This is a genomic window from Marinobacter persicus (assembly GCF_900114155.1).
In the GTDB taxonomy this organism is placed as follows: domain Bacteria; phylum Pseudomonadota; class Gammaproteobacteria; order Pseudomonadales; family Oleiphilaceae; genus Marinobacter; species Marinobacter persicus.
In genome coordinates this window covers 326,323-352,791 of sequence record NZ_FOSC01000001.1, presented here as the reverse complement: position 1 = coordinate 352,791, position 26,469 = coordinate 326,323, and the positions used below count along the sequence as shown (strand labels likewise).

The 26,469-nt window shown below is 59.5% G+C and carries 20 protein-coding genes and 2 pseudogenes; 11 read left to right on the top strand and 11 right to left on the bottom strand.

The features are described 5' to 3' along the window. Positions 1 to 18 precede the first annotated feature (18 nt). Together BMZ63_RS01635 and BMZ63_RS01630 are read left to right on the top strand one after the other, a co-directional pair. A complete protein-coding gene (locus BMZ63_RS01635) occupies positions 19 to 1,032 on the top strand; it encodes an alpha/beta hydrolase (RefSeq protein ID WP_091700731.1) in 1,014 nt (337 codons plus the stop codon). Then, entirely contained in the window at positions 1,029 to 1,688 is a 660-nt protein-coding gene (locus tag BMZ63_RS01630; RefSeq protein ID WP_091700728.1) for a YiaD family glycine zipper/OmpA-like lipoprotein, read from the top strand. Before BMZ63_RS01635 ends, BMZ63_RS01630 begins: the two co-directional genes overlap by 4 nt. Before the next feature lie 90 nt (positions 1,689 to 1,778). Here BMZ63_RS01630 and serA read toward each other — a convergent pair whose 3' ends face one another. Continuing rightward, complete coding sequence (gene serA, locus BMZ63_RS01625; RefSeq protein WP_091700725.1) at positions 1,779 to 3,008, bottom strand: phosphoglycerate dehydrogenase; 1,230 nt, start codon at positions 3,006 to 3,008, stop codon at positions 1,779 to 1,781. A gap of 185 nt (positions 3,009 to 3,193) precedes the next feature. Here serA and BMZ63_RS01620 point away from each other — a divergent pair, with 185 nt between their 5' ends. Together BMZ63_RS01620 and BMZ63_RS01615 are read left to right on the top strand one after the other, a co-directional pair. Further along, entirely contained in the window at positions 3,194 to 4,597 is a 1,404-nt protein-coding gene (locus BMZ63_RS01620; protein WP_091700722.1) for an FAD-binding oxidoreductase, read from the top strand. Further along, positions 4,597 to 5,007: pseudogene (locus BMZ63_RS01615) on the top strand (Sir2 family NAD-dependent protein deacetylase); the annotation flags it as partial. The gene BMZ63_RS01620 and the pseudogene BMZ63_RS01615, both read left to right, overlap by 1 nt. Here the strand turns inward: BMZ63_RS01615 and BMZ63_RS15275 are convergent. The 5 genes and pseudogenes from BMZ63_RS15275 to BMZ63_RS01595 all read right to left on the bottom strand — a co-directional run. Continuing rightward, positions 4,956 to 5,069, bottom strand: a pseudogene (locus BMZ63_RS15275) (hypothetical protein); the annotation flags it as partial. The pseudogenes BMZ63_RS01615 and BMZ63_RS15275 sit on opposite strands and share 52 nt — an antisense overlap. 525 nt (positions 5,070 to 5,594) lie before the next feature. Continuing rightward, on the bottom strand, positions 5,595 to 6,905 hold the full coding sequence (locus tag BMZ63_RS01610; protein ID WP_091700717.1) for an ABC1 kinase family protein: 1,311 nt from the start codon (positions 6,903 to 6,905) through the stop codon (positions 5,595 to 5,597). Positions 6,906 to 6,963: 58 nt separating this feature from the next. Further along, the gene (locus BMZ63_RS01605; protein ID WP_091700714.1) at positions 6,964 to 7,626 is read right to left on the bottom strand and encodes a fumarylacetoacetate hydrolase family protein; all 663 of its coding nucleotides are present in this window, start codon (positions 7,624 to 7,626) and stop codon (positions 6,964 to 6,966) included. 16 nt (positions 7,627 to 7,642) lie between these two features. Next, on the bottom strand, positions 7,643 to 8,185 hold the full coding sequence (locus BMZ63_RS01600) for an adenine phosphoribosyltransferase (RefSeq protein WP_091700711.1): 543 nt from the start codon (positions 8,183 to 8,185) through the stop codon (positions 7,643 to 7,645). Positions 8,186 to 8,217: 32 nt separating this feature from the next. Continuing rightward, positions 8,218 to 9,516, bottom strand: coding sequence for an NCS2 family permease (locus BMZ63_RS01595; RefSeq protein WP_091700708.1), 1,299 nt, complete (start codon positions 9,514 to 9,516; stop codon positions 8,218 to 8,220). Between the two features lie 242 nt (positions 9,517 to 9,758). On the opposite strand from BMZ63_RS01595, the gene BMZ63_RS01590 reads away from it, so the two are divergent. The 3 genes from BMZ63_RS01590 to BMZ63_RS01580 all read left to right on the top strand — a co-directional run bounded on the left by BMZ63_RS01590 (position 9,759) and on the right by BMZ63_RS01580 (position 14,143). Further along, on the top strand, positions 9,759 to 10,265 hold the full coding sequence (locus BMZ63_RS01590) for a protease complex subunit PrcB family protein (RefSeq protein ID WP_091700706.1): 507 nt from the start codon (positions 9,759 to 9,761) through the stop codon (positions 10,263 to 10,265). Between the two features lie 109 nt (positions 10,266 to 10,374). Continuing rightward, complete coding sequence (gene parE, locus BMZ63_RS01585; protein ID WP_091700703.1) at positions 10,375 to 12,270, top strand: DNA topoisomerase IV subunit B; 1,896 nt, start codon at positions 10,375 to 10,377, stop codon at positions 12,268 to 12,270. A gap of 151 nt (positions 12,271 to 12,421) precedes the next feature. Next, a complete protein-coding gene (locus BMZ63_RS01580; protein ID WP_227663678.1) occupies positions 12,422 to 14,143 on the top strand; it encodes an SLC13 family permease in 1,722 nt (573 codons plus the stop codon). Here BMZ63_RS01580 and BMZ63_RS01575 read toward each other — a convergent pair. Next, positions 14,140 to 15,486 carry an EAL domain-containing protein gene (locus BMZ63_RS01575; protein WP_227663679.1) on the bottom strand — a complete coding sequence of 449 codons (1,347 nt, stop codon included), beginning with the start codon at positions 15,484 to 15,486 and terminating at the stop codon, positions 14,140 to 14,142. The genes BMZ63_RS01580 and BMZ63_RS01575 overlap by 4 nt on opposite strands. A 394-nt stretch (positions 15,487 to 15,880) precedes the next feature. Here BMZ63_RS01575 and BMZ63_RS01570 point away from each other — a divergent pair, with 394 nt between their 5' ends. After that, positions 15,881 to 16,432: a cytochrome b gene (locus BMZ63_RS01570; RefSeq protein WP_091700695.1), complete on the top strand. Its 552-nt coding sequence runs from the start codon at positions 15,881 to 15,883 to the stop codon at positions 16,430 to 16,432. Between the two features lie 54 nt (positions 16,433 to 16,486). After that, a complete protein-coding gene (locus BMZ63_RS01565; RefSeq protein ID WP_091700692.1) occupies positions 16,487 to 17,071 on the top strand; it encodes a YceI family protein in 585 nt (194 codons plus the stop codon). A gap of 23 nt (positions 17,072 to 17,094) precedes the next feature. Here the strand turns inward: BMZ63_RS01565 and BMZ63_RS01560 are convergent, their stop codons facing one another. Then, a complete protein-coding gene (locus BMZ63_RS01560) occupies positions 17,095 to 17,331 on the bottom strand; it encodes a hypothetical protein (RefSeq protein WP_091700689.1) in 237 nt (78 codons plus the stop codon). Between the two features lie 224 nt (positions 17,332 to 17,555). Here BMZ63_RS01560 and parC point away from each other — a divergent pair, with 224 nt between their 5' ends. Further along, the gene (gene parC, locus BMZ63_RS01555; RefSeq protein ID WP_091700686.1) at positions 17,556 to 19,850 is read left to right on the top strand and encodes a DNA topoisomerase IV subunit A; all 2,295 of its coding nucleotides are present in this window, start codon (positions 17,556 to 17,558) and stop codon (positions 19,848 to 19,850) included. After that, positions 19,843 to 21,060, top strand: coding sequence for a phosphoserine phosphatase SerB (serB, locus tag BMZ63_RS01550; protein WP_091700684.1), 1,218 nt, complete (start codon positions 19,843 to 19,845; stop codon positions 21,058 to 21,060). Before parC ends, serB begins: the two co-directional genes overlap by 8 nt. A 104-nt stretch (positions 21,061 to 21,164) precedes the next feature. On the opposite strand, the gene BMZ63_RS01545 is transcribed toward serB, so the two are convergent. The 3 genes from BMZ63_RS01545 to epmB form a co-directional block, all read right to left on the bottom strand. After that, positions 21,165 to 23,252: an EAL domain-containing response regulator gene (locus tag BMZ63_RS01545; protein ID WP_091700681.1), complete on the bottom strand. Its 2,088-nt coding sequence runs from the start codon at positions 23,250 to 23,252 to the stop codon at positions 21,165 to 21,167. 120 nt (positions 23,253 to 23,372) lie between these two features. Further along, entirely contained in the window at positions 23,373 to 25,199 is a 1,827-nt protein-coding gene (locus BMZ63_RS01540) for a GTPase (protein ID WP_091700679.1), read from the bottom strand. A gap of 156 nt (positions 25,200 to 25,355) precedes the next feature. Beyond that, entirely contained in the window at positions 25,356 to 26,426 is a 1,071-nt protein-coding gene (gene epmB / locus BMZ63_RS01535) for an EF-P beta-lysylation protein EpmB (RefSeq protein WP_091700676.1), read from the bottom strand. Positions 26,427 to 26,469: the final 43 nt, after the last annotated feature.

Below are 26,469 nucleotides of genomic sequence, written 5' to 3'. Positions count from 1 at the left end.
CACAGGTGGCGGCATTACGTGTACTGGAAGACCGATAACATTGAAGTTCCGGAATGGGACCGGCAAAGCCTGCTGGCACGACTGAAACCCTTCGAACCGGAAAAAAACACCGAACTGGATCCGGAAATGCGGGCTTACTGCCGGTTTTACGGCCTGGATATCTGGGAAGACCAGCCCGGGGTTGATTACCGCCAGGGCTACGTCGGTATTGATGAGCACGAGGTGATGGTGCACTACTTTCGCCACCCGGAAGGGGCCAGGGTGAAGGCAACGGTGTTTATCCTGCACGGCTATTTTGATCACGTGGGGCTGTATGCGCGGCTGATCGATCACTGCCTGGCGGCCGGCTATGATGTGCTCACCTACGACCAGCCCGGGCACGGGCTTTCCAGTGGCACGCCGGCGGCTATCGGCAGCTTTCTGGAATACCAGGCAGTGCTCAGCGGTGTTATGGCCAAGGCGAAGGGCAAAGTGCGAGGCCCCTGGGTTGCCGTTGGCCAGAGCACCGGAGGCGCCGTTCTGATTGATTATCTGTTATCCAACCACCACGACCGGAAAACTTCAGCGTTCAAAAAAGTCGTGTTGCTGGCGCCGCTGATTCGCCCGGCTGGCTGGTTAAGGGCAAAGGCGCTACATTCAGTCATGAAGCCCTTTTTGAAGCGGTGGCGCCGGGTGTTCGCGGAGAACAGTGGTGATCTGCGGTTTCTGAGTTTCCTGCGCGAGCATGATCCTTTGCAGGCCCGTGCCGTACATGTGGATTGGGTCACGGCATTGCGCCGCTGGGTGCCGCATATTGAATCGTCACGACCGGTGGATTTCCCGGTGACCGTGGTTCAGGGTGAGCAGGACCTGACCGTGGACTGGCGGCATAACCTGCGGATTATCAGAAACAAATTTGCAGGCGTTAGAACCTATCGCTTGCCCGAGGGCCGGCACCATCTGGTGAACGAAGCCGGGCCTTTGCAGTCAAAAGTATTTCAGGCAGTAATCGAGACGTTCTCGGAGATTTCCTCAACAGGAGACGGACAGTGAAAAAGACCATTCTGGCATTTGCCATTGCCACTACGGGCCTGACAGGTTGCATGACCTATGACCCGTATACCGGGGAAGAGAAAGTGTCCAGCGCCACAAAAGGCAGCGTGATTGGTGCGATTGGCGGTGCGGCGGTCGGTGCGGCCACTTCCAGCAGCAGTGACCGTGGCAAGGGCGCGCTGATTGGTGCTGCCAGTGGCGCCGCCGTGGGGGGCGGTATCGGCTATTACATGGACCGCCAGGAGGCCCAGTTGCGCCGGCAGCTGGAGGGCACCGGCGTGCGCGTGGTGCGCAACGGTGACCAGATCGAGCTGGTCATGCCGGGTAACATCACTTTCGATACGGACCAGTCCAGCATTCGCCCGGGGTTTGTGGATACCCTGGAATCCGTGGCGCTGGTGCTGGAGGAATTTGACAAAACCACCATCCAGATCGAGGGCCATACCGACAGTACGGGCTCCGACAGCTACAACCAGTTGCTCAGTGAGCGCCGGGCCTCCTCGGTCCGTGACTTTCTGCTGAACCGGGGTATCGAGCCACGCCGCACCCGCGCCGTGGGTTATGGCGAGCGTTACCCGGTGGCTTCCAACGAGACCGCCTCCGGTCGCGAGCAGAACCGTCGAGTGGAACTGACTCTGGTGCCCATGCAGAGGTAAGCGATACCGCCCCTGTTGTAGGCAGGGGGCAGGCAACAAAAAAACCGCAGGTTTTGGCCTGCGGTTTTTTTATCGGCGGTGTTCTGTCTGTCAGAACAGAACGCGGCAGCGAATGGTGCCTTTCACCTGGCGCAGCTTGTCCAGGGCCAGCTCACCATAGGCCTTGTCGACATCCACCACCACATAGCCAATGTCTTCCTTGGTCTGCAGGTACTGGCCACACACGTTGATGTGGTTTTCCGAGAACACCTGGTTCATCTCCGACATGACACCCGGAATGTTCTCGTGGATGTGCAGCAGGCGGTGCTGGTTCGGGTGCGACGGCAGCGCCACTTCCGGGAAGTTCACGGAAGAAACGGAAGTGCCGTTGTCGCTGTACATGGCCAGCTTTTCCGCCACTTCGCGGCCAATGTTTTCCTGGGCTTCCATGGTGGAGCCGCCCACGTGCGGGGTCAGGATGCAGTTGTCGAACTCGCGCAGCGGAGAGACAAACTCCTCGTCGTTCGACTTGGGCTCAACCGGGAATACATCCACGGCGGCGCCCAGCAGCTTGCCGGAGCGCAGGGCGTCGGCCAGGGCGTCGATGTCCACCACGGTGCCACGGGAAGCATTCATGAAGATGGCGCCGGGCTTCATCTGCGCAAACTGCTCGGCCTTGAACATGTATTTGGTGGCCGGGGTCTCGGGTACATGCAGTGACACGACATCAGCGATGTTCAGCAATTCCTGCATGGAACCCACCTGGGTGGCGTTGCCAATGGACAGCTTGGAAACCACGTCGTAGTAATACACGTCCATGCCCAGGCTCTCGGCAAGCACACTGAACTGGGTGCCGATGTTGCCATAGCCAATGATGCCGAGCTTCTTGCCGCGAATTTCATAGCTGTTCTTGGCGGATTTCATCCACACGCCATTGTGGGCCTTGGCGTTTTTTTCCGGAACGCCACGCAGCAGCAGGATAGCCTGCGCCAGCACCAGCTCGGCTACTGAACGGGTGTTGGAGAACGGCGCGTTGAATACGGCTATGCCACGACGGGTGGCCGCCTGCAGGTCCACCTGGTTGGTGCCGATACAGAAACAGCCCACCGCCACCAGCTTCTTGGCGGCATCAAATACTTTTTCAGTCAACTGGGTGCGTGAGCGGATGCCGATAAAGTGGGCATCTTCGATCTTCTCGATCAGCTCTTCTTCACCCAGGGAGTGAGTCAGGTACTCGATGTTGGTGTAGCCTGCGGCATTCAGGGTATCAATGGCAGATTGATGCACGCCTTCCAGCAGCAGGATCCGGATTTTGCTCTTTTCGAGAGACGTATTTGACATGGGCTTTGCTTCCGAACCTTTTGTCACATGAAATGACCCCGTGGCCAGAGCTTGTCGGGCTGGCTCACAGAACAGGGCGCATATGATACCATAAACGCAGACTTTCACAGCGCGCCGGTTTACCTGAATCAACACGGAATTGCCGTCAGGCAGGGCCGGCCCAACCCAGACGAGATTGCGAATCCATGAATTCCGAAACGATCATTGCTTCCCTCGAACAACTGGTTTCCGCCGGTGACAACCCGGGCAAGGTGTTGACCGACCCCGCCGACCTGGAAACCTACGGCAAAGACTGGACCAAGATCCACACCCCGGCCCCCCTGGCCATCGTGCTGCCCAAGACCACCGAGCAGGTACAGGCCCTGGTGAAGTTTGCCAACGAGAACCAGGTAGCCCTGGTGCCCTCCGGCGGTCGCACCGGCCTGAGCGCGGGTGCGGTGGCCGCCAATGGTGAAGTGGTTGTGGCCTTCGACAACATGAACAAGATTGTCGACTTCAACGCCAGTGACCGCACCGTTCGCTGCCAGGCGGGCGTGGTGACCGAGCAGCTGCAGAATTTCGCCGAGGAGAATGATCTTTACTACCCGGTGGACTTCGCCTCCGCCGGCTCCAGCCAGCTGGGTGGCAACCTGTCCACCAACGCCGGCGGCATCAAGGTGATCCGCTACGGCATGAGCCGCGACTGGGTCGCCGGCCTGAAAGTGGTCACCGGCAAGGGCGACATCCTGGACCTGAACAAAGACCTGGAAAAGAACAACACCGGCTACGACCTGCGCCACCTGTTCATCGGCGCCGAGGGCACCCTGGGCTTCATCACCGAAGCCACCATGAAGCTGACCCGCAAGCCCAATGACCTGACCGTGCTGGTGCTGGGCGTGAACGACCTGACAAACACCATGGATGTGCTCAAGGCGTTCCAGAACAAGATGGACCTGACCGCCTACGAGTTCTTCTCCCACCAGGCCATGCAGCATGTTCTGGCCCATGGCCAGGTGCAGGCACCGTTCGAGACCGAGGCGCCGTACTATGCGCTGCTGGAATTCGAAGCCGTCTCCGATCAGGTGATGGACGATGCCATGGAGGCGTTTGAACACTGCATGGAAGAAGGCTGGGTGCTCGACGGTGTCATCAGCCAGAGCGAAACCCAGGCGCAGAGCCTGTGGATGCTGCGCGAAGGTATTTCCGAGTCCATCGCCCCGCGCACGCCCTACAAGAACGACATCTCCGTGGTGGTTTCACGCGTGCCCGGCTTCCTGCAGGAAATCGAAAGCGTGGTGACCGAACACTACCCGGATTTCGAGATCATCTGGTTCGGCCACATTGGCGACGGCAACCTGCACCTGAACATCCTCAAACCCGAGGACATGCCGAAGGAAGAGTTCTTTGAGAAGTGCCAGCAGGTGAACAAGTGGGTATTCGAAATCGTTGAGAAATACGAAGGCAGTGTCTCCGCCGAGCACGGCGTGGGCATGACCAAGAAGGACTACCTGCGTTACACCCGCAGCGAGGCGGAAATCGCCTACCTGCGTGGCATCAAGCAGGTGTTCGACCCCAACCGCATCATGAACCCGGGCAAAATCTTTGATTGATGTCTGATCGTTCGCAAGAACACATTGTTATCCTGACCGGCGCTGGTATCAGCGCCGAAAGCGGTCTTTCCACTTTCCGTGACAACGGTGGCCTGTGGGAAGAGTACAGCGTCTACGACGTGGCCACGCCCGAGGCCTTCGAGCGTGACCCCGAGCTGGTGCTGCGCTTCTACAACATGCGCCGGCGTCAATTGCAGGATGCGAAGCCGAACGACGCCCACCACCTGCTGGCGGAACTGGAAGACCGTTACCGCGTCACGGTGGTCACCCAGAACGTGGACGACCTGCACGAACGCGGCACCCAGCTGCGCCCGCATGTGGTCTGGTTCGGCGAGGAAGTGCCCATGCTGGCGGCCGCCGCCGATGTGGTGGCCAAGGCCGATCGCCTGCTGATCGTTGGCACCTCCCTGCAGGTGTATCCGGCCGCCGGGCTGGTGCATGAAGTGAACCCCGGTGTGCCCATTACCGTCATCGACCCCGGAGAGCCGGCGTCTGTGACGGGTGCCGAGGTGATCAGAAAGGGCGCCTCAGAGGGGCTTCGGGAGTTTGTTTCCTCTTTGCCTTGAGTTTGGCTTCTTGTTCTTCTTGTCTCTTGTTTTGGGGTACGGCTCTTTGTGGGTAGGGCTTCCCAAAAACCGCTACGAGCACATCCATGTGCGCTTCTCTCAGGCCATCCATGGCCTTCGAAATTTTTGGGAAGCCCTACCCACAAAGAGCCTATGCGAAACTACTGGAGAATGGTGCGGCGCTTCTGTTTCGCCATCCATGGCTCCACAAATTTTTGGAAGGTTCTCCCCCGCCGGCGCGATTAAATGGTGTGTATACCGCCACGTACCTGAAAGTTCAGCATAGGGCCTTCTTGGGTATGCCTTTCCAAAAATTTTGAGGGCCATGGATGGCCTGAGAGAAGCGCACATGGATGTGCTTGTAGCGGTTTTTGGAAAGGCATACCCAAGAAGGGCCGTACTCAAAAGTAAGAGGCGGGGGAAGCCAGAACTCAGCCCCCAAATTCGAGATACCCCTCGAGGTCACCCCTAAAAGCCGCCTGAACCCCAAGCCGCTTGAGCATCCAGTAGTGCCCCGCGATCATCCGGTCGATGAAGATGGTCTCCACCGGCGGCTGGAAATAATCCAGGTACTCGAAAACCGTCTTCGTTTGCGCCGCCACTTGCTGGTGAATATCCGCTGCACCGAAATCATAGGGTGCGTCACCTCGGAAAGGCGTGATCAGCATATCCCTCCACATCGCATAATAGGCCTCATCCACCGCCGGTTGACCCTCGATGCGGGCTCCCAGGTCGATCAGGTAGCGGTCCAGGGCTTGGTAGTCTTCGTTCAGGGCCGAGACGATGGCATTTCGGTAGGCGGTGACGATCTCCGGTTTGAGTTTCTTCACACAACCAAAATCGTAGATCACCAGCGTGCCATCCGGGCGGAAGGCGAAGTTGCCGGCGTGTGGGTCGCCGTGGATGCACTCGAATCGGAACAGCTGGTCGGCCATGGTGGTGAATATGCGGTGGCCGATGAGGTTGATGGTGTCCTGGCTGTAGCGGTCCGGAGTGATCTGACTGACGTGGTCGCCTTCTTCCAGTTCCAGGGTCAGGATGCGGTGGTTGGAGTGGGTTTCCACCAGGGCGGGAATGACCACCCAGGGGTGGTCCTGGTGCAGTTCACGGAACAGGCGCAGGTTGTTGGCTTCGTTCTCGTAGTCCAGTTCTTCTTTCAATCGAACCCGTATTTCTTCGAACAGCTGGTCGACGGTTGCTTCGGGCATTTTCAGCAGGCCGCCGAGCCGCAGGGTGAGCCGGAGTTGTTTCAGGTCAGAGTCGCAGGATTCGTCCACGCCGGGGTACTGGACCTTGACGATCACTTCGGTGCCGTCGTGCAACCGGGCCCGATGCACCTGGCCGATGGAGGCGGACGCGTAGGGCATTTCCTGGAACCAGGCGAACAGGTCGGGCAGTTTCTGGCCCAGTTGCGTTTCCACCTGGCGGCGGATCATCTCAAAGGGCATGGGCGGGGCGTCTTTTTGCAGGCGCTCCAGTGCCCGGGAAAACTCCGGTGGCAGGAAGTCCTGGGTCTGCGAGGCGATCTGGCCAACTTTCATTACCGCGCCTTTCATTTCGCCCAGGGTGTCGGCGAGCTGGTTGGCCATCCGGGTGTAGCTGTCGGTGCGAATGCTGTCGGCGTTGCCCCGGTTGATGGCGCGCCGGGCCTTTTGGCTGGCGTACTGGCCGGCGATGGACGCGGTCGTGCCGGCAAGTTTGAAGAATCGGCCTGCGCGTGTGGTGGTCGGTTTGTGGCTCATGGCTCCCGCTAACTCCAGTGATTCAATGCCTCTGGAATTATGCGAACGAACCGGACATTCAGACCACGTGCGTCTCCACAAACAGCACGTCTTCCAGTTCCAGCGACAGGGTCTGACCGGACACCAGCGGGCCTACGCCCTTGGGGGTGCCGGTGAGCACCACGTCACCCGGCTCCAGGGTGAACTGTTTGCTCATGTGGGCGATGAGCGGGGCGATGGGGTTGAGCATGTCGTCGGTGTCGCCGGTTTGCTGGCGTTGGCCGTTTACATCCAGGGTGAAGTGGATGTTGCCCTCGGGCAGTTTCTCGGCGGCTACGAATGGCGAAAGGGGGCAGGCGCCATCGAAGGCCTTGGCGCGCTCCCAGGGGTGGCCCTTTTCTTTCAGCTTACTTTGGACATCGCGCAGGGTGAGGTCCAGCGCCAGGCCGTAGCCGAGAATGGCGGCTTCCACCTCGCGTGCGGAGGCGTTGGTCAGGGGGCGGCCGATCAGCACCGCCAGCTCGGTTTCGAAATGCACCTCGCCCTGGTCCCGGGGGACTTCCAGCGGGCGGGTGATGTACACCGCCGAGGTGGTGGGCTTGATGAACAGCAGCGGCTCGTCCGGGACCGGGTTGTTCAGCTCCCGGGCGTGTTCGGCGTAGTTGCGGCCCACGCAGACAATCTTGCCCAGCGGCAGGTGCACCGGGGTGCCGTCTTTCCAGTGATGTTTGTAATCGGCCATGTTGGTTGCCCCCGGTTCAATCGTCGTCGAATGAACAGACAGTATAGACCTTCAGGCCTTCTTCTTTGAGTTTGGTGGAGCCGCCCAGGGCTGGCAGGTCGATCATGGCCGCCACTTCGACAATGTCCGCGCCAATACGGCGAATCAGGCGGGAGGCTGCCAGCATGGTGCCGCCGGTGGCGATCAGGTCATCCACCAGGACCACGTTGTCGCCGGCTTTGAAGGCGTCTTCGTGCAGTTCCACCGAGGCGGTGCCGTATTCCAGCTCGTAGTCTTCCACCAGGGTGTCGAACGGCAACTTGCCTTTCTTGCGCACCAGCACCAGGGAGGCGTTCAGTTCGTAGGCCAGGGCCGAGCCGATGATGAAGCCGCGTGCGTCCACCGCGGCTACCGCGTCAATATGCTGGCCGTGGTAACGGTGCACAAAGGCGTCGATCAGCTTGCGGAAGGCGGTTTTATCCTGCAGTACGGTGGTAATGTCGCGAAACGCCACGCCGGGTTTGGGCCAGTCCGGTACAGTGCGGATGGCCTGTTTGATGCTCTCGGAAAAATAGTCCATGACAAGACCTGCTGGTAACGCCAAGAGACCGCTTACGCGGCCTCCAGGAACATGAATTTCAGAACAAAGACCACTGCAATGGCCACCACGCTGGCGTTCAGGTCAGACCAGCGCCCGGCCAGTGCCTTGATCACGGCATAAGTAATGAAGCCCAGGGCGATGCCGTTGGCAATGGAGAAGGTCAGCGGCATGGTCAGGGCGGTGACAATGGCCGGTGCGGCATCGGTGATGTCGTCCCAGTCCACCAGTTTCAGGCCGCTGGCCATGAGCACCGCCACGTAAAGCAGGGCCGGAGCCGTGGCATATGGCGGGATAATGCTGGCGATGGGTGACAGCAACAGGCAGGCCAGAAACAGCACAGCCACCACCACGGCAGTCAGGCCGGTGCGCCCACCGGCTGAAATGCCAGCGGTGGATTCAATGTAGCTGGTGGTGGTGGAGGTGCCCAGTGCCGCCCCGGACATGGTGGCCACGGAGTCAGACATCAGTGCCCGGCCCAGGCGGGGCAGTTTGCCGTCTTTATCGAGCAGGCCGCCGCGCTGTGCGGCGCCGATCAGGGTGCCGGAGGTGTCGAACAGGTCCACGAACAGGAAAGCGAACACCACGCTGATCATGCCCACGTTCAGGGCGCCGGCAATATCCAGCTCCATGAAGGTGGGGGCCAGGCTGGGTGGAGTGGAAACCAGGCCTTCGTACTCCACCATGCCCATCATCATGGCAATGACGGTAATGGCCAGGATGCCGATCATCACCGCGCCGGTAATGCGGCGGAACGACAGCGCACAGATCAAGACAAAACCACCGAAGAACAGCAGGCTCTCCGCCATTTTGATGTCACCCATGCCAACCAGGGTGGCCTGGTTGTCGACCACCACGCCGGCGTTTTTCAGGGCGATCAGTGCGAGGAAGAAACCAATGCCGGCAGAAATGCCGAAACGCAGCGACATGGGAATACTGTTGATCAGCCATTCGCGGATTTTTACCACGCTCAGGATGAAGAAGATGAAGCCGGACAGGAACACGGCCCCCAGGGCCACCTGCCAGCTGTAGCCCATGGACCCGACCACCGTAAACGAGAAAAAGGCATTGAGCCCCATGCCCGGTGCCAGGGCAATCGGGTAGTTGGCCCAGAGGCCCATGATCAGGGTGCCGATGGCGGCGGCGATACAGGTGGCGACGAAGACCGCCCCGAAATCCATGCCGGTGGCGGAAAGAATGCTGGGGTTGACCACGATAATGTAAGCCATGGTCAGGAAAGTGGTAATGCCCGCCACTACTTCTTTACGAACAGTGGTGCCGTGGGCCTGGAGTTGGAACAGTCGTTCAAGCATGACGGATGTCTGCCTCGCAGGGTGCTGGGAGTTGGAATATAGGGGTGGCTGTGCCGGAAATTTCAGACTGCGCGAAAAAACGGCAATGTTACCGCTTGATCGGGCTCACGCCAAGTGGAGATCCGCATGGCGGTGCGGATCTCGTTATACCGACCTCCTGGACCACCGCACCGGTTCCTGATGCTGTTAGAATACCGGTGCTTTTGACGCCAATGTTTAACGGCCATCAGGGAATAACGCGAATGCCGGGTATCAGCTCCGTCTTGCCAGTTTTGTTTCTTACCATCGTGCTGGCCGGTTGCGCCAACACGACCCATCAGAAAAGTGCCCGGAACTCCCCCGAGGCCCGCCAGGTTACCCAGTCTGCCCATTGCGGCCTGACCGGGCCGGGTGTGGCCTGGGTGCGCTCCGCGGAGCATCGCGACCGATTACTGGGTGTTGCTGGCCAGAATCTGTCCACCGAACTGGTGCGCGCGGTGGACCTGGCCGATGAAAGCCTGGTGTTTGTTACCCTGGGGCAAAAGCCGACGGCCGGTTACAGTGTGACGCTGGATGGGTTCTCCGCCGAGCAGGGTGTGCTCAGCCTTTCCATGAAATTACGTGAACCAGCACCGGGCATGGCCACCGCCCAGGTCATCACTTCACCCTGTGCGGTACTGGCTATCAAACCGGCGGACTGGCAGAAGCTGAAGGTCTCGGGTCTGACCCCGAAGCCTCTCGTTGGCCTGCCGAAACCCGACAACCGGTGAGCGGCCATCGATCAGTACAACCCTGGTGTAAACAACCGTTGATCTTTCAGCGTGAATCCCTAAGCTATGGCTCTGTTTTGACCATCCAACGCGGAGCCGTGCCCCGACTATGAGCCAGCAACAGTACAACGCCGATGCCATCGAAGTTCTGAGTGGCCTGGACCCGGTACGCAAGCGCCCGGGCATGTACACCGACACCTCACGGCCCAACCACCTGGCTCAGGAAGTGATCGACAACAGTGTCGATGAAGCGCTGGCCGGCCACGCACGGCGTATCGATGTGGTGCTGCACAGTGACAACTCCCTGAGTGTGGAAGACGATGGCCGGGGCATGCCGGTGGATGTTCACCAGCAGCACGGCGTACCCGGTGTTGAGCTGATTCTTTCCCGGCTGCATGCCGGCGGCAAGTTCTCCCAGGGCAATTACAATTTCTCCGGTGGCTTGCACGGTGTCGGGGTGTCGGTGGTCAATGCCCTGTCGACTCATCTGGAAGTCACCATCAAACGGGATGGCCAGGTACACCGGATGACGTTTGCCAACGGCTACAAGGCTTCTGATCTGGAAGTGATCGATACTGTCGGCAAACGCAACACCGGCACCCGCCTGAAGTTCACGCCGGACGCCAGCTACTTCGACAGCCCCAACTTTTCAGTCAGTCGTTTGCGTCACAATTTGCGCGCCAAGGCAGTCTTGTGCCCGGGGCTGACGGTGACTTTCCTGCAGGAAAAGACCGGTGAGAAAGACGAGTGGTGTTACGAGGAGGGGCTTCGGGATTATCTGCGCACGGCCCTGGCGGATATTGAAGCCGTGCCTCTGGAACCATTCACCGGCAGTTTTTCCGGCAACAGTGAAGCGGTGGACTGGGCCATCCAGTGGCTGCCGGAAGGCGGCGATGCGGTGCAGGAAAGCTACGTGAACCTGATTCCCACCGCCCAGGGCGGAACTCATGTGAACGGCCTGCGCACCGGCCTGCTGGAAGCCATGCGCGAGTTCTGCGAGTTCCGGAGTCTGTTGCCCCGTGGGGTAAAACTCTCCCCCGAGGATATCTGGGAGCGGGCGGCGTACGTGCTGTCGTTCAAAATGCAGGAGCCGCAGTTTTCCGGTCAGACCAAGGAGCGGCTGTCCTCCCGGGAGGCGGCGGCGTTTGTCTCCGGTGTGGTGAAAGATGCCTTCAGTCTGTGGCTGAACCAGCATACGGATATTGCCGAGGTGTTGGCGGATCTGTTCATCAGCAATGCCCAGCGCCGTCTTCGGGCCAGCAAGAAAGTGGCCCGCAAGAAGGTGACCTCCGGGCCTGCCTTGCCGGGCAAGCTGGCGGACTGTTCCGGCGCCGATGCCAGTCGCTCCGAGCTGTTTCTGGTGGAAGGGGATTCGGCGGGCGGTTCAGCCAAGCAGGCCCGGGACCGGGAATTCCAGGCGGTGATGCCGCTGCGGGGCAAGATCCTGAACACCTGGGAAGTGGAGTCCGGCGAAATTCTGGCTTCCCAGGAAGTGCATGACATCGCCGTGGCCATCGGGGTGGACCCCGGCTCCGACAAACTCGAGGGTCTGCGCTATAACAAGATCTGTATCCTGGCGGATGCCGATTCCGACGGCCTGCACATCGCCACTTTGCTATGCGCGCTGTTCGTGAAGCATTTCCGGCCGCTGGTGGCGGCCGGCCATGTGTTCGTGGCCATGCCACCGCTGTACCGGGTGGATCTGGGCAAGGAAACCTTCTACGCGCTGGATGAGCATGAAAAGCAGGGCATTGTGGACCGGCTCGCGGCGGAGAAACGCCGGGGCAAGATTCAGGTGACCCGTTTCAAGGGGCTGGGCGAGATGAACCCGCTGCAGTTGCGCGAAACCACAATGGCACCGGACACTCGCCGGCTGGTGATGCTCACTCTGGAAGAGGGCGACGATACCGACGAGCGTATGGACATGCTGTTGGGCAAGAAGCGGGCATCCGACCGCCGGGCGTGGCTGGAGGAGTACGGTAATATGGCGGATATTGAAGTCTGATATTCGTTTTGGGTATTTAAAAGGTATCCGTTATTCTTTTTAATATTTCTCCGCTTTCATTACCCTTGGTGGTTTCAGGGTTGGATGAAAGTGGATTATGGATTGGCAAGGTTGGTTTACCCTCGGCTTGGCTCTCTCATCGCTTTTATTGATGAGTTCAGGGCGTGTCGCTCCGCACATGGTCATGCTGGCGGTACTGGTGGTGCTCAGTGCCACAGGCATCCTGGAGCCGGATCAGGCTCTGTCCGGTTTCAGTAATACCGGTCTGGTGACGGTAGTCGCGCTCTTTGTGGTGGCTGCCGGCATTCACCACTCGGGTGGTGTGGATCTGTTGGTGCATCACCTGTTGGGTAACCCCGGAACAACACGCCGTGCCCAGGCCCGCATTGCCTTGCCCGTCACCCTGCTCAGTGGTTTTCTGAACAACACGCCGGTGGTTGCCACCATGATCCCCGCCGTGCATGCCTGGTCGCGAAAAATTGGCATTCCCCCTTCAAAACTGATGATCCCTCTGAGTTATGCCGCCATTCTGGGTGGCTCGCTTACCATGATCGGTACCAGCACCAATCTGGTGGTTAATGGTCAGTATCAGCAACTTACTGGCAGTGACAGTTTTTCCATCTTTGCCATTACCAAGGTTGGGCTGCCTGTGGCGGTTATTGGCCTGGTCGCCATCCTGGTGTTTATGCCCCGGTGGTTACCCAGCAGAAAGGATCAGCAGAAATTTGGTTCCGTCAACGAGTTCACCCTGGAGGTGGCGGTCGCCCATGGCGGACCGCTGGTCGGCAAGTCGGTGGGCGAGGCGGGCTTGCGTGAGCTGGACCGGTTATACCTGGTTGAGATTGAGAGAAATGGCAGTGTAGTAACGGCTGTGCCCTCGGAGGAGCACCTTCGTGGCGGCGACCGGCTGGTGTTTGCCGGTGACACCCAGGCGATTTCCGATCTCTTGCGAATCAACGGCATTGTCCCGTCAGTGCATGACGATGAACCGGCTTTGAGCAAGGACCGGGCAGAACGGCGCCTGGTGGAGGCCGTGCTTTCTCCGCAATCGAATGTGCTGGGGCAGACCATTCGTGATGCCCGGTTTCGGGATCGCTATGGTGCGGTGGTGTTGGCGGTGGCTCGCGGTGGAGAGCGTGTGCCGGGCAACCTGGGCAATATCCGCCTGCGGCCCGGCGACGTCCTGTTGCTGGAAGCCCGGCCCGCGTTCGTGAGTCGGCAGCGCTACAACAAGGATTTCCTGCTGATTAACGATCTGGACACTGAGCCACCGCGACACGACAGGGCCTGGTTGTCCTGGGGCATTTTGTTCACCCTGGTCGGGCTCGCGGCTTTGGGCGTGGTGTCGATGCTCAACGCGGCCCTTGTGGGTGCCGCCCTGGTTATTCTGACCGGCTGCTGTTCTGTCGGGCAGGCGCAGAAGGCGATAGATGTCCCTGTCGCACTCACCATTGCCTCGGCGTTTGCCCTGGGCGCGGCGCTGGAGCAAACCGGTGCCGCCAGCTATCTGGCCGAGGGGGTGATTGGCCTGAGTGGCGACAACCTGCTGTTGACGCTGATTCTGGTGTATGTCGTGGTGTCTGTGTTGACCGAAATGCTGACCAATAACGCTGCCGCGATACTCATGGTGCCGGTTGTCCTGTCACTGACCAGGACCCTCGGGGTGGACGCCGAACCCTTTATGATTGCCATTATGATGGCGGCTTCCGCCAGCTTTGCCACGCCTCTTGGGTACCAGACCAATATGATGGTTTTGGGGCCGGGTGGCTACCGTTTCAGTGATTTTGTCAGGGTCGGCCTGCCGATGAATCTGCTGGTTGGCGCGGCCAGTATTGTCGTTATTGTGCTGGTATATGGAATAGTGCCGCTTTAATAGTCGGGCTGGTCACTGTCCAGGACCTGGCCGTTGGCCAGGATGTCGCAGCACAGTACGCGGGTCTCGTTTTGGTGTTCGTAGGCCAGCGACAGGGTGACACACATATAGGCGCCGGTCGCGCACAGGTAGGGAGTTGTCACTTGCAGCACACCCGGTTCGGCCAGGGCCTGGCGCAGGTACTGCTGGCGGAACCAGTCGGCACTGACCGTGCTTTCCAGGGGGCGGTAGCGGGGATCCTGGTTACGCTCAACGAAGTCAGACACCAGTGTGTCCTCGATCTGGATGCCCCGGCTGTTGACCAGGTAGCAGCGCGACACGGTGGGGTGTTTGAGCAGCTCCGCACAGGCTTCCGACATGCTGGTGTCTTCCTGCAACTGTGCCACGGTGCGCTTGAAGGGGATCGAGAAGAAATTGGCAACCTGCTGGTCCGGGTCGCGGATCAGCTGTTTGTAATATTTGTACTCTTCCAGCAGCTCGTCCAGATCCGCCTGGGCCCGGGACAAGCCTTCAAGGTCCAGTGACGGTTTGTGGAAGTAGAACCCCTGCACGAAATCGACTCCGGCATCGATGGCAATCATCGCCTGATCCCGTGTTTCCACGCCTTCCAGGAGTACCAGACATCCTGACTGGTGCAGCAGGGACACCATGCCGTTGAGAATCTGGCGAGCCTTGCGGTCTTCGGTGGCGCGGGTCAGCAGGGCCCGGTCCAGTTTCACGATGTCTGGCGACAGGTTCCAGATGCGTTCGAAATTCGAGTGGCCGGCACCAAAATCGTCAATGGCAATCAGACAGCCCAGCTCCCGGTAGTAGGCCACGGTTTCCCGCAGGCGGTCGGCGTCGTCGGTGGGCTGTTCAACAATTTCGATGACAATCCGGTGCGGTGGCAGGGTGGTTTTTTCCAGCAACTGGCCGAAAAATGAATCTTTCTGGCTGCCTGTTGTGATCACCTGTGGGGATACGTTCAGGAACAGCCAGTTCAGTTGATCCTTGATGCCACTGTAATTGCGGATGTGCAGGTAACGGCACAGCCGGTCGAGCAGCAGGTTCTCGGCGTGGGAGTCCGGCAGGTCAAACAGATGTAACGGCGAAACCTGGCATTGTTCGTGATCAAAGGCCCGGATCAGTGCTTCATAACCGATGGTGCGTTTGTGAGACAGGCTGTAGATGGGCTGCAATGCGGTATGCAGCGTCAGCCCGCGGAAATCAGCCGTCCACCGGTTACTTTCCTGGCTGAGCATGGGCGATAACAGCTCAACTTCAGAAGCAGGAATGTAATCGGGAACATCACGGGACATAGGCGAGAACAGAGTGGTGTCTGGCTGAGGGCTGCAGATTGCCAAACTTTCGCCGGTATTTCCACTAATTCCGCTCAGGGGTGGAATATGCGAGGGTGGGCGGATACAAAAATCCCCCGGCTGGCCGGGGGATTTGGAAGCAATCTTAGTTATTGCTGGGTACGGCAACGGATTCGTCGAATTCCAGTTCCATGTCTCTACCTCTTGGTCTGTAACCCCTTTCGGAGCGCTGATTAATTTATGGGTCCATTCTATCTGGCTGATGAATTCCAACAATCCGTAATAGCGCATACGGGTACTCCGAAACACGGTCCTGGTTGATCAAAAAAACTGATCTTCGAGCGCAAAACATTCTGGTTTTATGATGCGTAAGCCCCTTCTACACTCTTCATAATTGTTCGTTCATCCACAACCCGCGCAGACAGGAGGTCCCACCATCATGGCGCTCAGGAATTCCCGGCAGGGTTATGGCTGGCTGGCCATTGTTCTGCACTGGCTGGTAGCCGCTGCCGTTATTGGACTGTTTGCCCTGGGGTTCTGGATGGTGGAGCTGTCCTATTACGATGACTGGTATCGCAAAGCGCCGGACATTCATCGTAGCGTGGGGCTGTTGTTGTTTGCGGTGGTGCTGTTCCGGCTATTCTGGCGGGCCGTGAATCCCTCCCCTCAACCCTTGCCTGGCCACCGCCGCTGGGAGGTGGTTTCAGCCCATATTGCGCACCTGTTGCTGTATGGGTTGATGCTGGCAGCCATGGTCAGTGGCTATCTGATTTCCACGGCGGATGGCTCGTCGATCAGCGTGTTCGGCTGGTTCGAGGTGCCGTCTGTCACCGGCAGGATCAAGGGCATGGAAGATGTTGCCGGCAGTATCCATTACTGGAGCACCTGGGCATTGATCGTACTGGCTTGTGTGCACGCTCTGGCGGCACTGAAGCACCATGTGATTGATCGTGATCATACTCTGCGCCGGATGTTGGGCAAGCAGGCGTAAGCCCTGTCAGCTCACCGGCCGGATTTTCTGACACTGTGCAAGAAGGAGAAAACCATGAAGAAAGTATTGCTCGCATCCGCCGTATCCCTGGCGCTGGCAGGTACAGCCCAGGCCGATAATCACAGCGGTACCTACGCCTTCGATAACAAGGACACCCACCAGTTCATCACCTTCAGGATTTCACATCTGGGTTACAGCTGGCTGTACGGGCGCTTTAATGATTTTGATGGCGAATTTGTCTATGACGCCGAAAATCCGGAAAACAGCTCGGTAACGGTCACCATTGATCCGGCCAGCGTTGACAGCAATCACGCGGAGCGGGACAAGCACCTGCGCAGCGAGGATTTCCTGCATGTGGGTGAGTACCCGCAGGCCACCTTCAAGAGCAAGCGCATTGAACTGGATGACGATGGTGACGAAGCCGACATCATCGGTGATCTGACCCTGCGCGGCGTGACCCGGGAAGTCACCCTGGAAGCGGAAATGCTGGGCCATGGCGAAGACCCCTGGGGCGGTTACCGGATGGGCTTTGAGGCTGAAACCGAGCTGCGCCTGAAGGATTTTGGCATCCCGATGGATTTGGGGCCGGCGTCTGAGGTTGTGGAGCTGGAAATTTCCGTGGAAGGTATCAAGCAGTAATCGCAGTGTAAGAAAAACGGTGTTTACCCTTCCTGGGTATCACCGTTTTGTTCCGCACAGCGGCACAGATGCCGCTGGCGCAGGAATTGCCCGCCAAAAATGACAATCCAGATCAGGAATCCTGCCCACAAATAAGGCTCCGCCACCTGGAATGTGCCGCTGATGGCGAATTCCACCATGAGCATCAGGGCGACCGCCAGAAAGGCGTTGATCACGGCAGTGATCATGGCATGCCCGCAAGCTTTGAAAATGGGTTTCATAAGTTTCCGCTCATCCGAGAATTTCAACGGCGTTCTGATTACGTTACCGCAGAGTAAGGTGCGCCCGATCATTGCTCCATTCGGGAATTCCGCTATTGGAAATTGGTGTATCCGGCCCGGCGTCCATATAATGGTGCGCCATTAAGGGGCCGGCACCGGTCGGCGCAAAAGCGTAGCATGATACGCCACATTTCACGTCAGGCATTCAAGGCAAAGGGGCATCCATGCCAGAGTTTCAGACAACGGATGAAGGTTTCGAACGGGTCTCGTTGCGGGATTACACCGAGAAGGCCTACCTTGATTATTCCATGTACGTCATCCTGGACAGGGCATTGCCGAACGTAGGCGACGGCCTGAAACCGGTTCAGCGGCGTATTGTCTATGCCATGTCCGAGCTGGGACTGAAATCCACCTCCAAGTACAAGAAGTCCGCCCGTACCGTGGGCGATGTGCTGGGTAAGTTTCACCCCCACGGTGACAGCGCCTGTTACGAAGCCATGGTGTTGATGGCCCAGCCATTTTCTTACCGCTATCCGCTGGTGGATGGGCAGGGCAACTGGGGCTCGCCGGATGACCCCAAATCCTTCGCCGCCATGCGTTACACCGAATCCCGGCTGGCGCCGTTTGCCGAAGTGTTGCTTGGCGAGCTGGGGCAGGGCACGGTGGACTGGGTGCCCAACTTCGATGGCACCATGGACGAACCCTCGGTGCTGCCAGCCCGGTTGCCTCACGTGCTGCTCAACGGCACCACCGGCATTGCCGTCGGCATGGCCACTGACATTCCGCCCCACAACGTGCGGGAAGTGACAGCCGCCTGTATTCGCCTGCTGGACGAGCCGCAAGCCTCGATTGATCAGTTGTGTGAACACATCAAGGGGCCGGATTTCCCGACCCGGGCCGAGATCATCACGCCCCGGGCGGACCTGCGCAAAATGTACCAGACCGGCCGGGGTTCACTGCGAATGCGGGCGCGCTGGGTGCGTGAAAGCGGTGAGATTGTGGTTACCGACCTGCCGCACCAGGTATCCGGTAACCGGGTGCTGGAGCAGATTGCCCAGCAGATGCAGACCAAAAAGCTGCCCATGGTGGCGGATCTGCGGGATGAATCCGATCATGAAAACCCGACCCGCCTGGTGATTGTCCCCCGTTCCAACCGGGTGGACCTGGATGGTCTGATGGCGCACCTGTTCGCCAGTACCGATCTTGAGAAAACCTACCGGGTGAACCTCAACATGATCGGTAACGACGGCCGGCCGGGAGTAAAAGGCCTGGCGGAGATTTTGACCGAATGGCTGGCGTTCCGGAAAACCACGGTTACCCGCCGGCTCCAGCATCGCCTGGACAAGGTGCTGGCCCGCCTGCACATTCTGGAAGGCTTGCTGGTTGCCTACCTGAACATCGATGAAGTCATCGAGATTATCCGCTACGAAGACAAGCCCAAAGACGAGTTGATTCGCCGCTTTGGTCTCTCGCCGGAGCAGGCCGAGGCCATTCTTGAACTGAAACTGCGCCACCTGGCCAAGCTGGAAGAAATGAAGATCCGCGGTGAGCAGGACGAATTGTCCGCCGAGCGCGATGAGCTGCAATCCATCCTGGGCTCCGAAGACCGTTTGCGCGAACTGATCAAAAGCGAGCTGGAGCGGGATGCCGAGGCCTTTGGTGACGACCGCCGCTCACCGATTGTCGAGCGGGAAGAGGCCCGTGCCTTCAGTGAGACCGATCTGGTGTCCAACGACCCGGTCACCATCGTGCTATCGGAGAAAGGCTGGGTACGCGCGGCCAAGGGGCACGACATTGACCCGGCGGGCCTCAATTACAAGGCCGGTGATCGCTTCGCCCTGGCGGCGCGCGGTCGCAATAACCAGCAGGCCATCTTCCTCGATTCAACCGGCCGGGCCTATGCGTTGATGGCTCACAGCCTGCCTTCGGCCCGGGGCCAGGGCGAGCCTCTGACCGGTCGTATCAACCCTCCTTCCGGTGCCACCTTTGCCGGCCTGGTGACCGGCAAGCCGGAACACAAGGTATTGCTGGCCACCGATGCCGGCTACGGGTTTGTTACGGATCTAAACAACTTGATCAGCAAGAACCGGGCGGGCAAGGCCATGGTCACCGTGCCCAAGGGGGCGCGGCTGATGCCGCCGGTGATGGTGCCGGAGACCGCCTCCACGTTGTACATCGCAGCGGTATCCAACGAAGGCCGCATGCTGGTGTTTCCACTCTCGGAACTGCCCGAGCTGGCCAAGGGCAAGGGTAACAAGATGCTCAGCATTCCCTCGGCCCGGGTGCAGAGCCGGGAAGAGTTTGTGGTGGCACTGGGGGTGTTCGGCGAGGAGGATCAGCTGGAAATCCGCGCCGGCAAGCGCAAACTGGGCCTGAGGTTCAGTGACCTGGAGCATTACCTTGGCGACCGTGGCCGGCGCGGGCACAAGCTGCCACGCGGTTTGCAGCGGGTTGACGACATTGTGGTAACACCCTCCGCCGCCCGGGCGCAGGAACAGGAGAACGCGGACAGTGAGTGAACTGGTACTGATTAACGTGTCCGGGCGTGACAAGCCCGGCTTGACCTCGGAAATCACCGGCATCATGGGCCAATACGATGTCCGTATTCTGGACATCGGTCAGGCCGTGATCCACGATCACCTGACCTGGGGCATCCTGATCGAGATTCCCGATGAATCCCGATCTTCGCCGGTGATTCGCGACTTGTTGTTTCGCCTGCATGCGCTGGATCTGCAGGTGCGTTTTGCACCGATTACCGAGCAGGAGTACCAGGCCTGGGCGGCCGGCCGCAACCGGGCCTGCTACATCGTGACCCTGCTGTCCCGGGACATCAAGGCCGAGCAGATTGCCCGGGTATCGGCTATTACTGCCCGCCATGGACTGAACATTGACAACATCACCCGGCTGTCGGCCCGCCCCTCGCTGAATCCATCGGATAACCGCATCGCTTGCGTGGAGTTCTCCGTGCGTGGCACCCCCACGGATCTTGAGCAGCTGCGGGCGGATTTCCTGCATATTGCCGGGGAAATGAACGTGGATATCGCCTTCCAGGAGGACTCCATTTTCCGCCGTAACCGCCGGCTGGTGGTGTTCGATATGGATTCCACCCTGATCGAAGCCGAAGTCATCGATGAGCTGGCACGAGAGGCCGGCGTGGGTGACCAGGTGGCGGAAATCACCGAGCGGGCCATGCAGGGCGAACTGGATTTCAGCCAGAGCTTTGCCGAGCGGCTGGCGCTGTTGAAAGGCCTGGATGAGTCCGTGCTGGAGGGCATTGCCAATCGCCTGCGGTTGACCGAGGGTGCCGAACACCTGATACGCAGCCTGCAGGCGCTGGGTTACCGTACCGCGATCCTGTCGGGCGGCTTTACCTATTTCGCCCGCCATCTGCAGCGCAAGCTGGGCATCGATTACATCTACGCCAACGAGCTGGAAATTGTCGATGGCAAGGTCACCGGTGAGGTGAAAGGCCAGATAGTGGACGGTCAGCGCAAGGCCGAGCTGTTGCTGGAGATCGCCGAGAAAGAACATATTTCCCGGGAGCAGGTGATTGCCGTGGGCGATGGCGCCAATGATCTGCCCATGCTCAGCCAGGCCGGGCTGGGTGTGGCCTTCCGGGCCAAGCCGTTGGTGAAGGAGTCCGCGCGCCACTCCATCTCGACTCTGGGACTGGATGCGATTCTGTATCTGATCGGTTTTCGTCAGAGTGAAACCAGCCTGCATTTGTAGCCCCGCTTCGGACGGGGCTCCGGAAATCAAAAAGGCGAGCCCTTGCGGGTTCGCCTTTTTGCAGGCGCCGGTTCATCAACGCCACTGGCAGCTAACCTTGCCGGTCAGTTTTCGCTGAAGTCGTAGTTCATCTCCGGCACCGGGGCCTGCAGGTAATAGCCCTGGATGTAATTGACGCCAGCCTGCCAGAGTGTTGCCAGCACACTGGCGTTCTCCACCAGCGGGATGATGGTGAGCTTGCCGGCATTTTGCAGGGTTTTGACCATTTCCTTTACCTGGTCCTTGGCCTCGTTGTTCTTCTGGATTTCCTCGGTAAACGAACCATCAATCTTCACGTAATCGGCATCAATGTGCTTGAGCGTGTTGAACGGGTTGATTGCGCAGCCGAACTGGGAAATCGATACCTTGCAGCGCAGCTGGTGTACCGCCCTGGTGAAATCCTTGGCCTGTTTCATGTGGTTGGCGGCGTCGCCCTCGCGAATCTGGAAGATAAGGGAGTCGCCGGGCAAACGTGCGGCTTTCAGGGCCACGCTGAGCCAGGGCGTAAAGGTTTTGTCCTGCAGGGTTTCGGCTGTCACGTTGAGGAACATGCGGGTATCGTGCCCGCGGGAGCGGTGGTTGGACAGCTGTTTGATGGTCTGCAGGATGACCCAGCGGTCGATTTTGATGGTCGTTTCCGTCGGGCCGACCGGGGGCAGGAAATCGTAGGGCGAGATTTCGTTGTTGTCCTTGTCCAGCATGCGAACAAAGGCTTCGTAATGCTCCTCGTCCTCGCCGCGCAGGTTGATCACCGGCTGGAACAGCAGGCGGAAGCGGTTCTCGTCGAGCGCCCGCTGGATGGCTTCGGCAGAGTTCTTGCTGTCCAGCTTTTCGTAATCGGCCGGGTTGTATACCAGCACACCGTTACCGTCGCTGTGGCCTTCAAGTTTTTTCACTTCCGAGGAGGCAATATGTGCCCGCCCCAGCAGGTCCTCGGCTTTCGGCGAGTTTTCGGTAATGGCGGCAATACCGATGGAGACGGTCAGGGGCACCGTGTGGCCATTGATGTCGAACAGATGGTCTTCCACCGCTTTGCGAATGCCCTCGCACTGCTGTTCCATGGACTTCTCGTCACAGGGCAGGCACATCATGCAGAACGCGTCGTCACTCAGGCGGGCCAGGGTAACGCCCGAGCCCGCATGTTCCCGCAGAAGGGTGGCCAGATCGCCCAGCAACAGGTCGGCGCCGGCGATGCCTATGCGGTTTTTCATGGACAGGAAGTTGTCCAGGGCAAGATAGGCGATGGCGCCGGTCTGGTTGTTTTTGCCAGCTTCCGCCACTGCACGGCCCAGGGCTGCCATCAGGTACTGCCGGTTATACAGGCCGGTGAGCAGATCCTGGTTGCTGATTTCCTGCAGTTTTTCTTCCAGCTCGGCATCGGAGTGGGCCGGCTGCAGGACAATCTGGGTGCAGGCTTCGCCATCAAAGGTGGCGGCGGACACCGACATGGTGACGTCCAGTTCCTGGTCATCGCTGCGCCGGGCGGTGCAGTTGAGGGTCATGCCGTCTTCGCGCTTCTGGGCGAAGGTTTTCATGAAGTCCTTGTACTTTTCCTGGCTATCGGGAGTCAGGGTGTCGAGCACCGGAATACAGATCAGCTCGTCAATGTCATCGTAGCCCAGCAGCTCCATGTAGGACTGGTTGGCGTAGATGTGCATGCCGTCGTTAATGTAGGCAATGGCATCCTTGGAGCTTTCCAGCAGTAACTGGCAGCGCTGCTCGGCTTCGCGCAGGTGGGACTCAAGTACACGCCGGCGCCGGCGCTCGTGCAGCGCTGCCAGTTCCCGTTTGGCCACCAGTACCAGCAAATCGGAATACTCGAACGGCAGGGCGTCCTGGGCGCCCGCTTTCATGATGTCGACGGTGCGTTTGCGGTCGGCCTGTTCGGTCAGCAGGATGAACGGGATGTCCTTGTCCATGCGCTTGATGGTGGCCAGGGCGTCGTCCGGGCCAAATTCCTGTTCATCCATGTCCCGGGCCAGGAACAGATCCCAGGTGGACGTCTTCAGGGCTTCCTCCAGATCCTCTTCGGAGGTGATCCGGTGGGCGCGTGTGGCCCGGCCAGCGTTGCGTAACAGGCTGACAACCGATTCCGCGTCATTCTGTGACGGATCGAGAATTAACAGGTGTACGGTAGTGTTGTGTTTCTGCATTCCGAAGGTATCTCGTGGTGCCCATGAGCCAGGTTACCGGCGCCGGGTGCCGGGCACTGTCTGGTCAAAATTTAATGGCCTCATAATGCAGTGGCCGACGACGGATAACAACCGGGTACGTCACAAGGATGGCCATAATGAGTCAAACTCATCGTCGGTTGTTGGCTGGCCCGGAGAGGGCCGGGCGTCCGAAGTGCCCGCCAGCGGCTGCGAGCTGAAGAGCTTGAGCTCAAACTGGCTGATGCTGCCGGTGGCCGAGACCTTTTTCAGCAATTGAGCGTGGTCTTCGCAGCCGTCGTGCAACAGTGAAATCCGCTGCCCGGTCTGGAACGGCATGCGCGGTGTGACCAGCGTGGCGGCCTGGTTAACCACGTTGATTTCCGGCAGCATGAGCCCGCGCAGGTATTCGCTGTTTTGCCCCACTTTCTGGATCAATCTTACCGCACAGGGCGCGGCACTCGGGGCCAGCAGCTCAATGCCCAACTGGGTGCCCTGGTTCCTGATCTGGCGCAGCCAGCGTACCACCGCGATGCTCCATGGGTGCGATTTGTGCTCGCGCACCCCGAGAATCTCGCCGGCCTGCAGGGATGGCGGCACATTCTGTTCCCAGGCCACGCAGTAACCACCGGGGCTGGTGTTGATCAGCAGGGTCTGGTGCGACTGCGGCCGGTTGCGACGGGCCTCGGTTGCTGCCTGGTTGCCGGAGCCGGTGCGAAAGGTAATGGGGGTCTCGGCTGAATGCAGGCGGTCTTCGCTGGGCCCGGTGTCGTGGGCCTGGGACCAGGCATCCTTGGGGGCATTGGCTTTTTTGATAAACAGGTTTTCCTGCAAATGGTGGTCGCTTTCATTGCCCTCGAGAAACTCGGAGAAGGTTTTCTCGCCGGCGACAAAATAATGGGTCGCGCTCAGTCCCACGCAAAGCTCCAGGGTGCCCTGGCTGGCAATACGGTTGAAGTTCCGTTTGGCCAGTATGCCCAGCGCCTGGCTTAAATGGGTCAGCAGGTTGTCGCTGATGGTGCCGGGTACCTCTACCGGAATACCCGGCTGGCTACCGGCTCCGGGACGGCGTTCGCGTCTGGCCTGCAGTATTTCGGTGAGATAGCCGGACAGGACCGTGGTATCGAACCCGTACCAGGACTCTTCCGGTGTCTTGTCCAGCAGGCTGCGGTATACCGGCGGTTTGTCCTGCTGCGGGTTAACCACGAACAGGCTGTGTTCGTCGGCCTCCGGGCCACACTGGCCATGGCGGGCCCAGGTTTCAAACAGATCGTACACCTGGGTCAGCTCGTTCTGGCGCAACTGGTTGGGCCGGGCGCAGCCGAGCAGCAGAATCCGCTTGTAATCAGCGGCAATGGTGGTGGCCGGCTGGTGGTTCAGGGTGTTGTCTTCCACGCTCTGGTCCAGCAGGCCCTGCTGCCAGGCGAACCGGTACAGATGGTGACATTCCAGCCAGCTGCGCCGGGGGCTCGGGCAGTACAGCTGATGGGCGCGGAGAATCGTCGCTCCCAGTTCGGCAATGATCCGGTGAGTCGCGGTGGCGACCGGCTTGCGGTGTTTTTCGATGCCGCCGTTATCGAGGAACTCCAGCAGGCACAGTTTGTAGCCGTTGGCCAGGTGCAGCTGCAGGGCCTGGGCCAGATTGGCGATCTTCCGCTGTTTTTCCGGCAGGGCAATGGCCAGGCCCAAAAAATGGCGGGACAGCTCCTCGCAGACAAAGTGAATCTTGTCACGGATGATTTCCAGAAGCTGCAGGCGCTGTTGTGGGGCCAGGAATACCTGGTTCAGCTCCAGAATGGCATGGTAAAGCTGCCGGGACGCCTCGCCGGTGTTGACCATGGGCAGTTGCCCGGCCCACTGGCGGAACGCCTTGGGTGTGGTTTCACAAAACGACAGGCTGGCTGTCTTTTGTTCCGGCACCTGGAGATCCGGCTTTTCCATTCCTTCCATGTCTTGACGCCACCATCCGGCGACCTTTCCCGATTCACGTCATCCGAAAACGCTTAAAAAGAAAGGCCGTAATGATTGATTAGTAGTGAAAATCAGAATAGCAAAACGGCGAAAAAAAGCGAACCGACAAGCACTTGCATCGCTGTGCGGGGAACGCTAGAGCAGGGGGGTCTTGCTGGTTTCCCCCGGCAGTTCCCTGACCAGCCGGGGCACCAGAAAGCCGGGCAGCCGATCCATCATGCCACGCACCAGAGCCTTGGCGTGATCATCGCTGACATCAAAATGATGGGCGCCTTGCACCGGATCAAAAGCGTGCAGGTAGTAGGGCATGACGCCGGCGTCAAACAGGGTCTCGCTGAGCTCAATCAGGGTGTCGGTGTCATCATTCACGCCCTGCAGGATTACGCTCTGGTTCAGCAGGGTAACACCGGCGCCCCTCAGCCTGGCCAGGGCGGCACGGGTGGGTTCGTCAATTTCGGCAGGATGATTGACGTGGATCACCAGTATTTTTTGCAGGCGGCTGGCGGAAAGCCAGGCCAGCAGCGAGCTGTCTACCCGTTGGGGGATGACCACCGGCAGGCGTGAGTGAATGCGCAGCCGGCGAATATGGGGGATGTCTTCGAGCAGTTGCGACCACTGGGCCAGCAGCTTGTCGCTGGCTGCCAGGGGGTCGCCGCCACTGAAGATAACCTCGTTGATGTCCTGGTCAGCTGTCAGTGTATCGGCGATCTGCCGGCGGTCGTCCGGCCCAAGGCGGTGGTCGGCATAGGGAAAGTGCCGGCGGAAGCAGTAGCGGCAGTTGATGGCGCACTGGCCGGTGACCATCAGCAGCGCCCGGCTGCGATACTTTCTGATCAATCCGGTGGTTGCCACGGCGCCATCTTCGGCCAGCGGGTCGGTGACAAAACCCGGCGCCCGGGCCGTTTCCTCGGCCAGCGGCAACACCTGGCGCAAGAGAGGGTCGTTTGGGTTGCCGGGCTCCATACGCTGGATGAATGGCTCCGGTACCCGGATGCTGAATAGCCCGTGACCGGCCTCGGCGCCCGCCAGCCAGGCATCGGCGGGCAGCTTCAGGCGGGCCAGCAATTGCTCCGGGCGGGTGACGGCGCTGGCCAGGAGGCGCTGCCAACTGGCGTCCGGTTCAGGGATATGGAGCCTTGCCGTGCGGGGTGCATGGCCGGCCGGCTCATTGCGGGCTTCTATACGGGCAGGGGTTCGCTGTATCATAGCGCCCTTTCAAATTTAAACGACATTACGTCAGGTGAACATC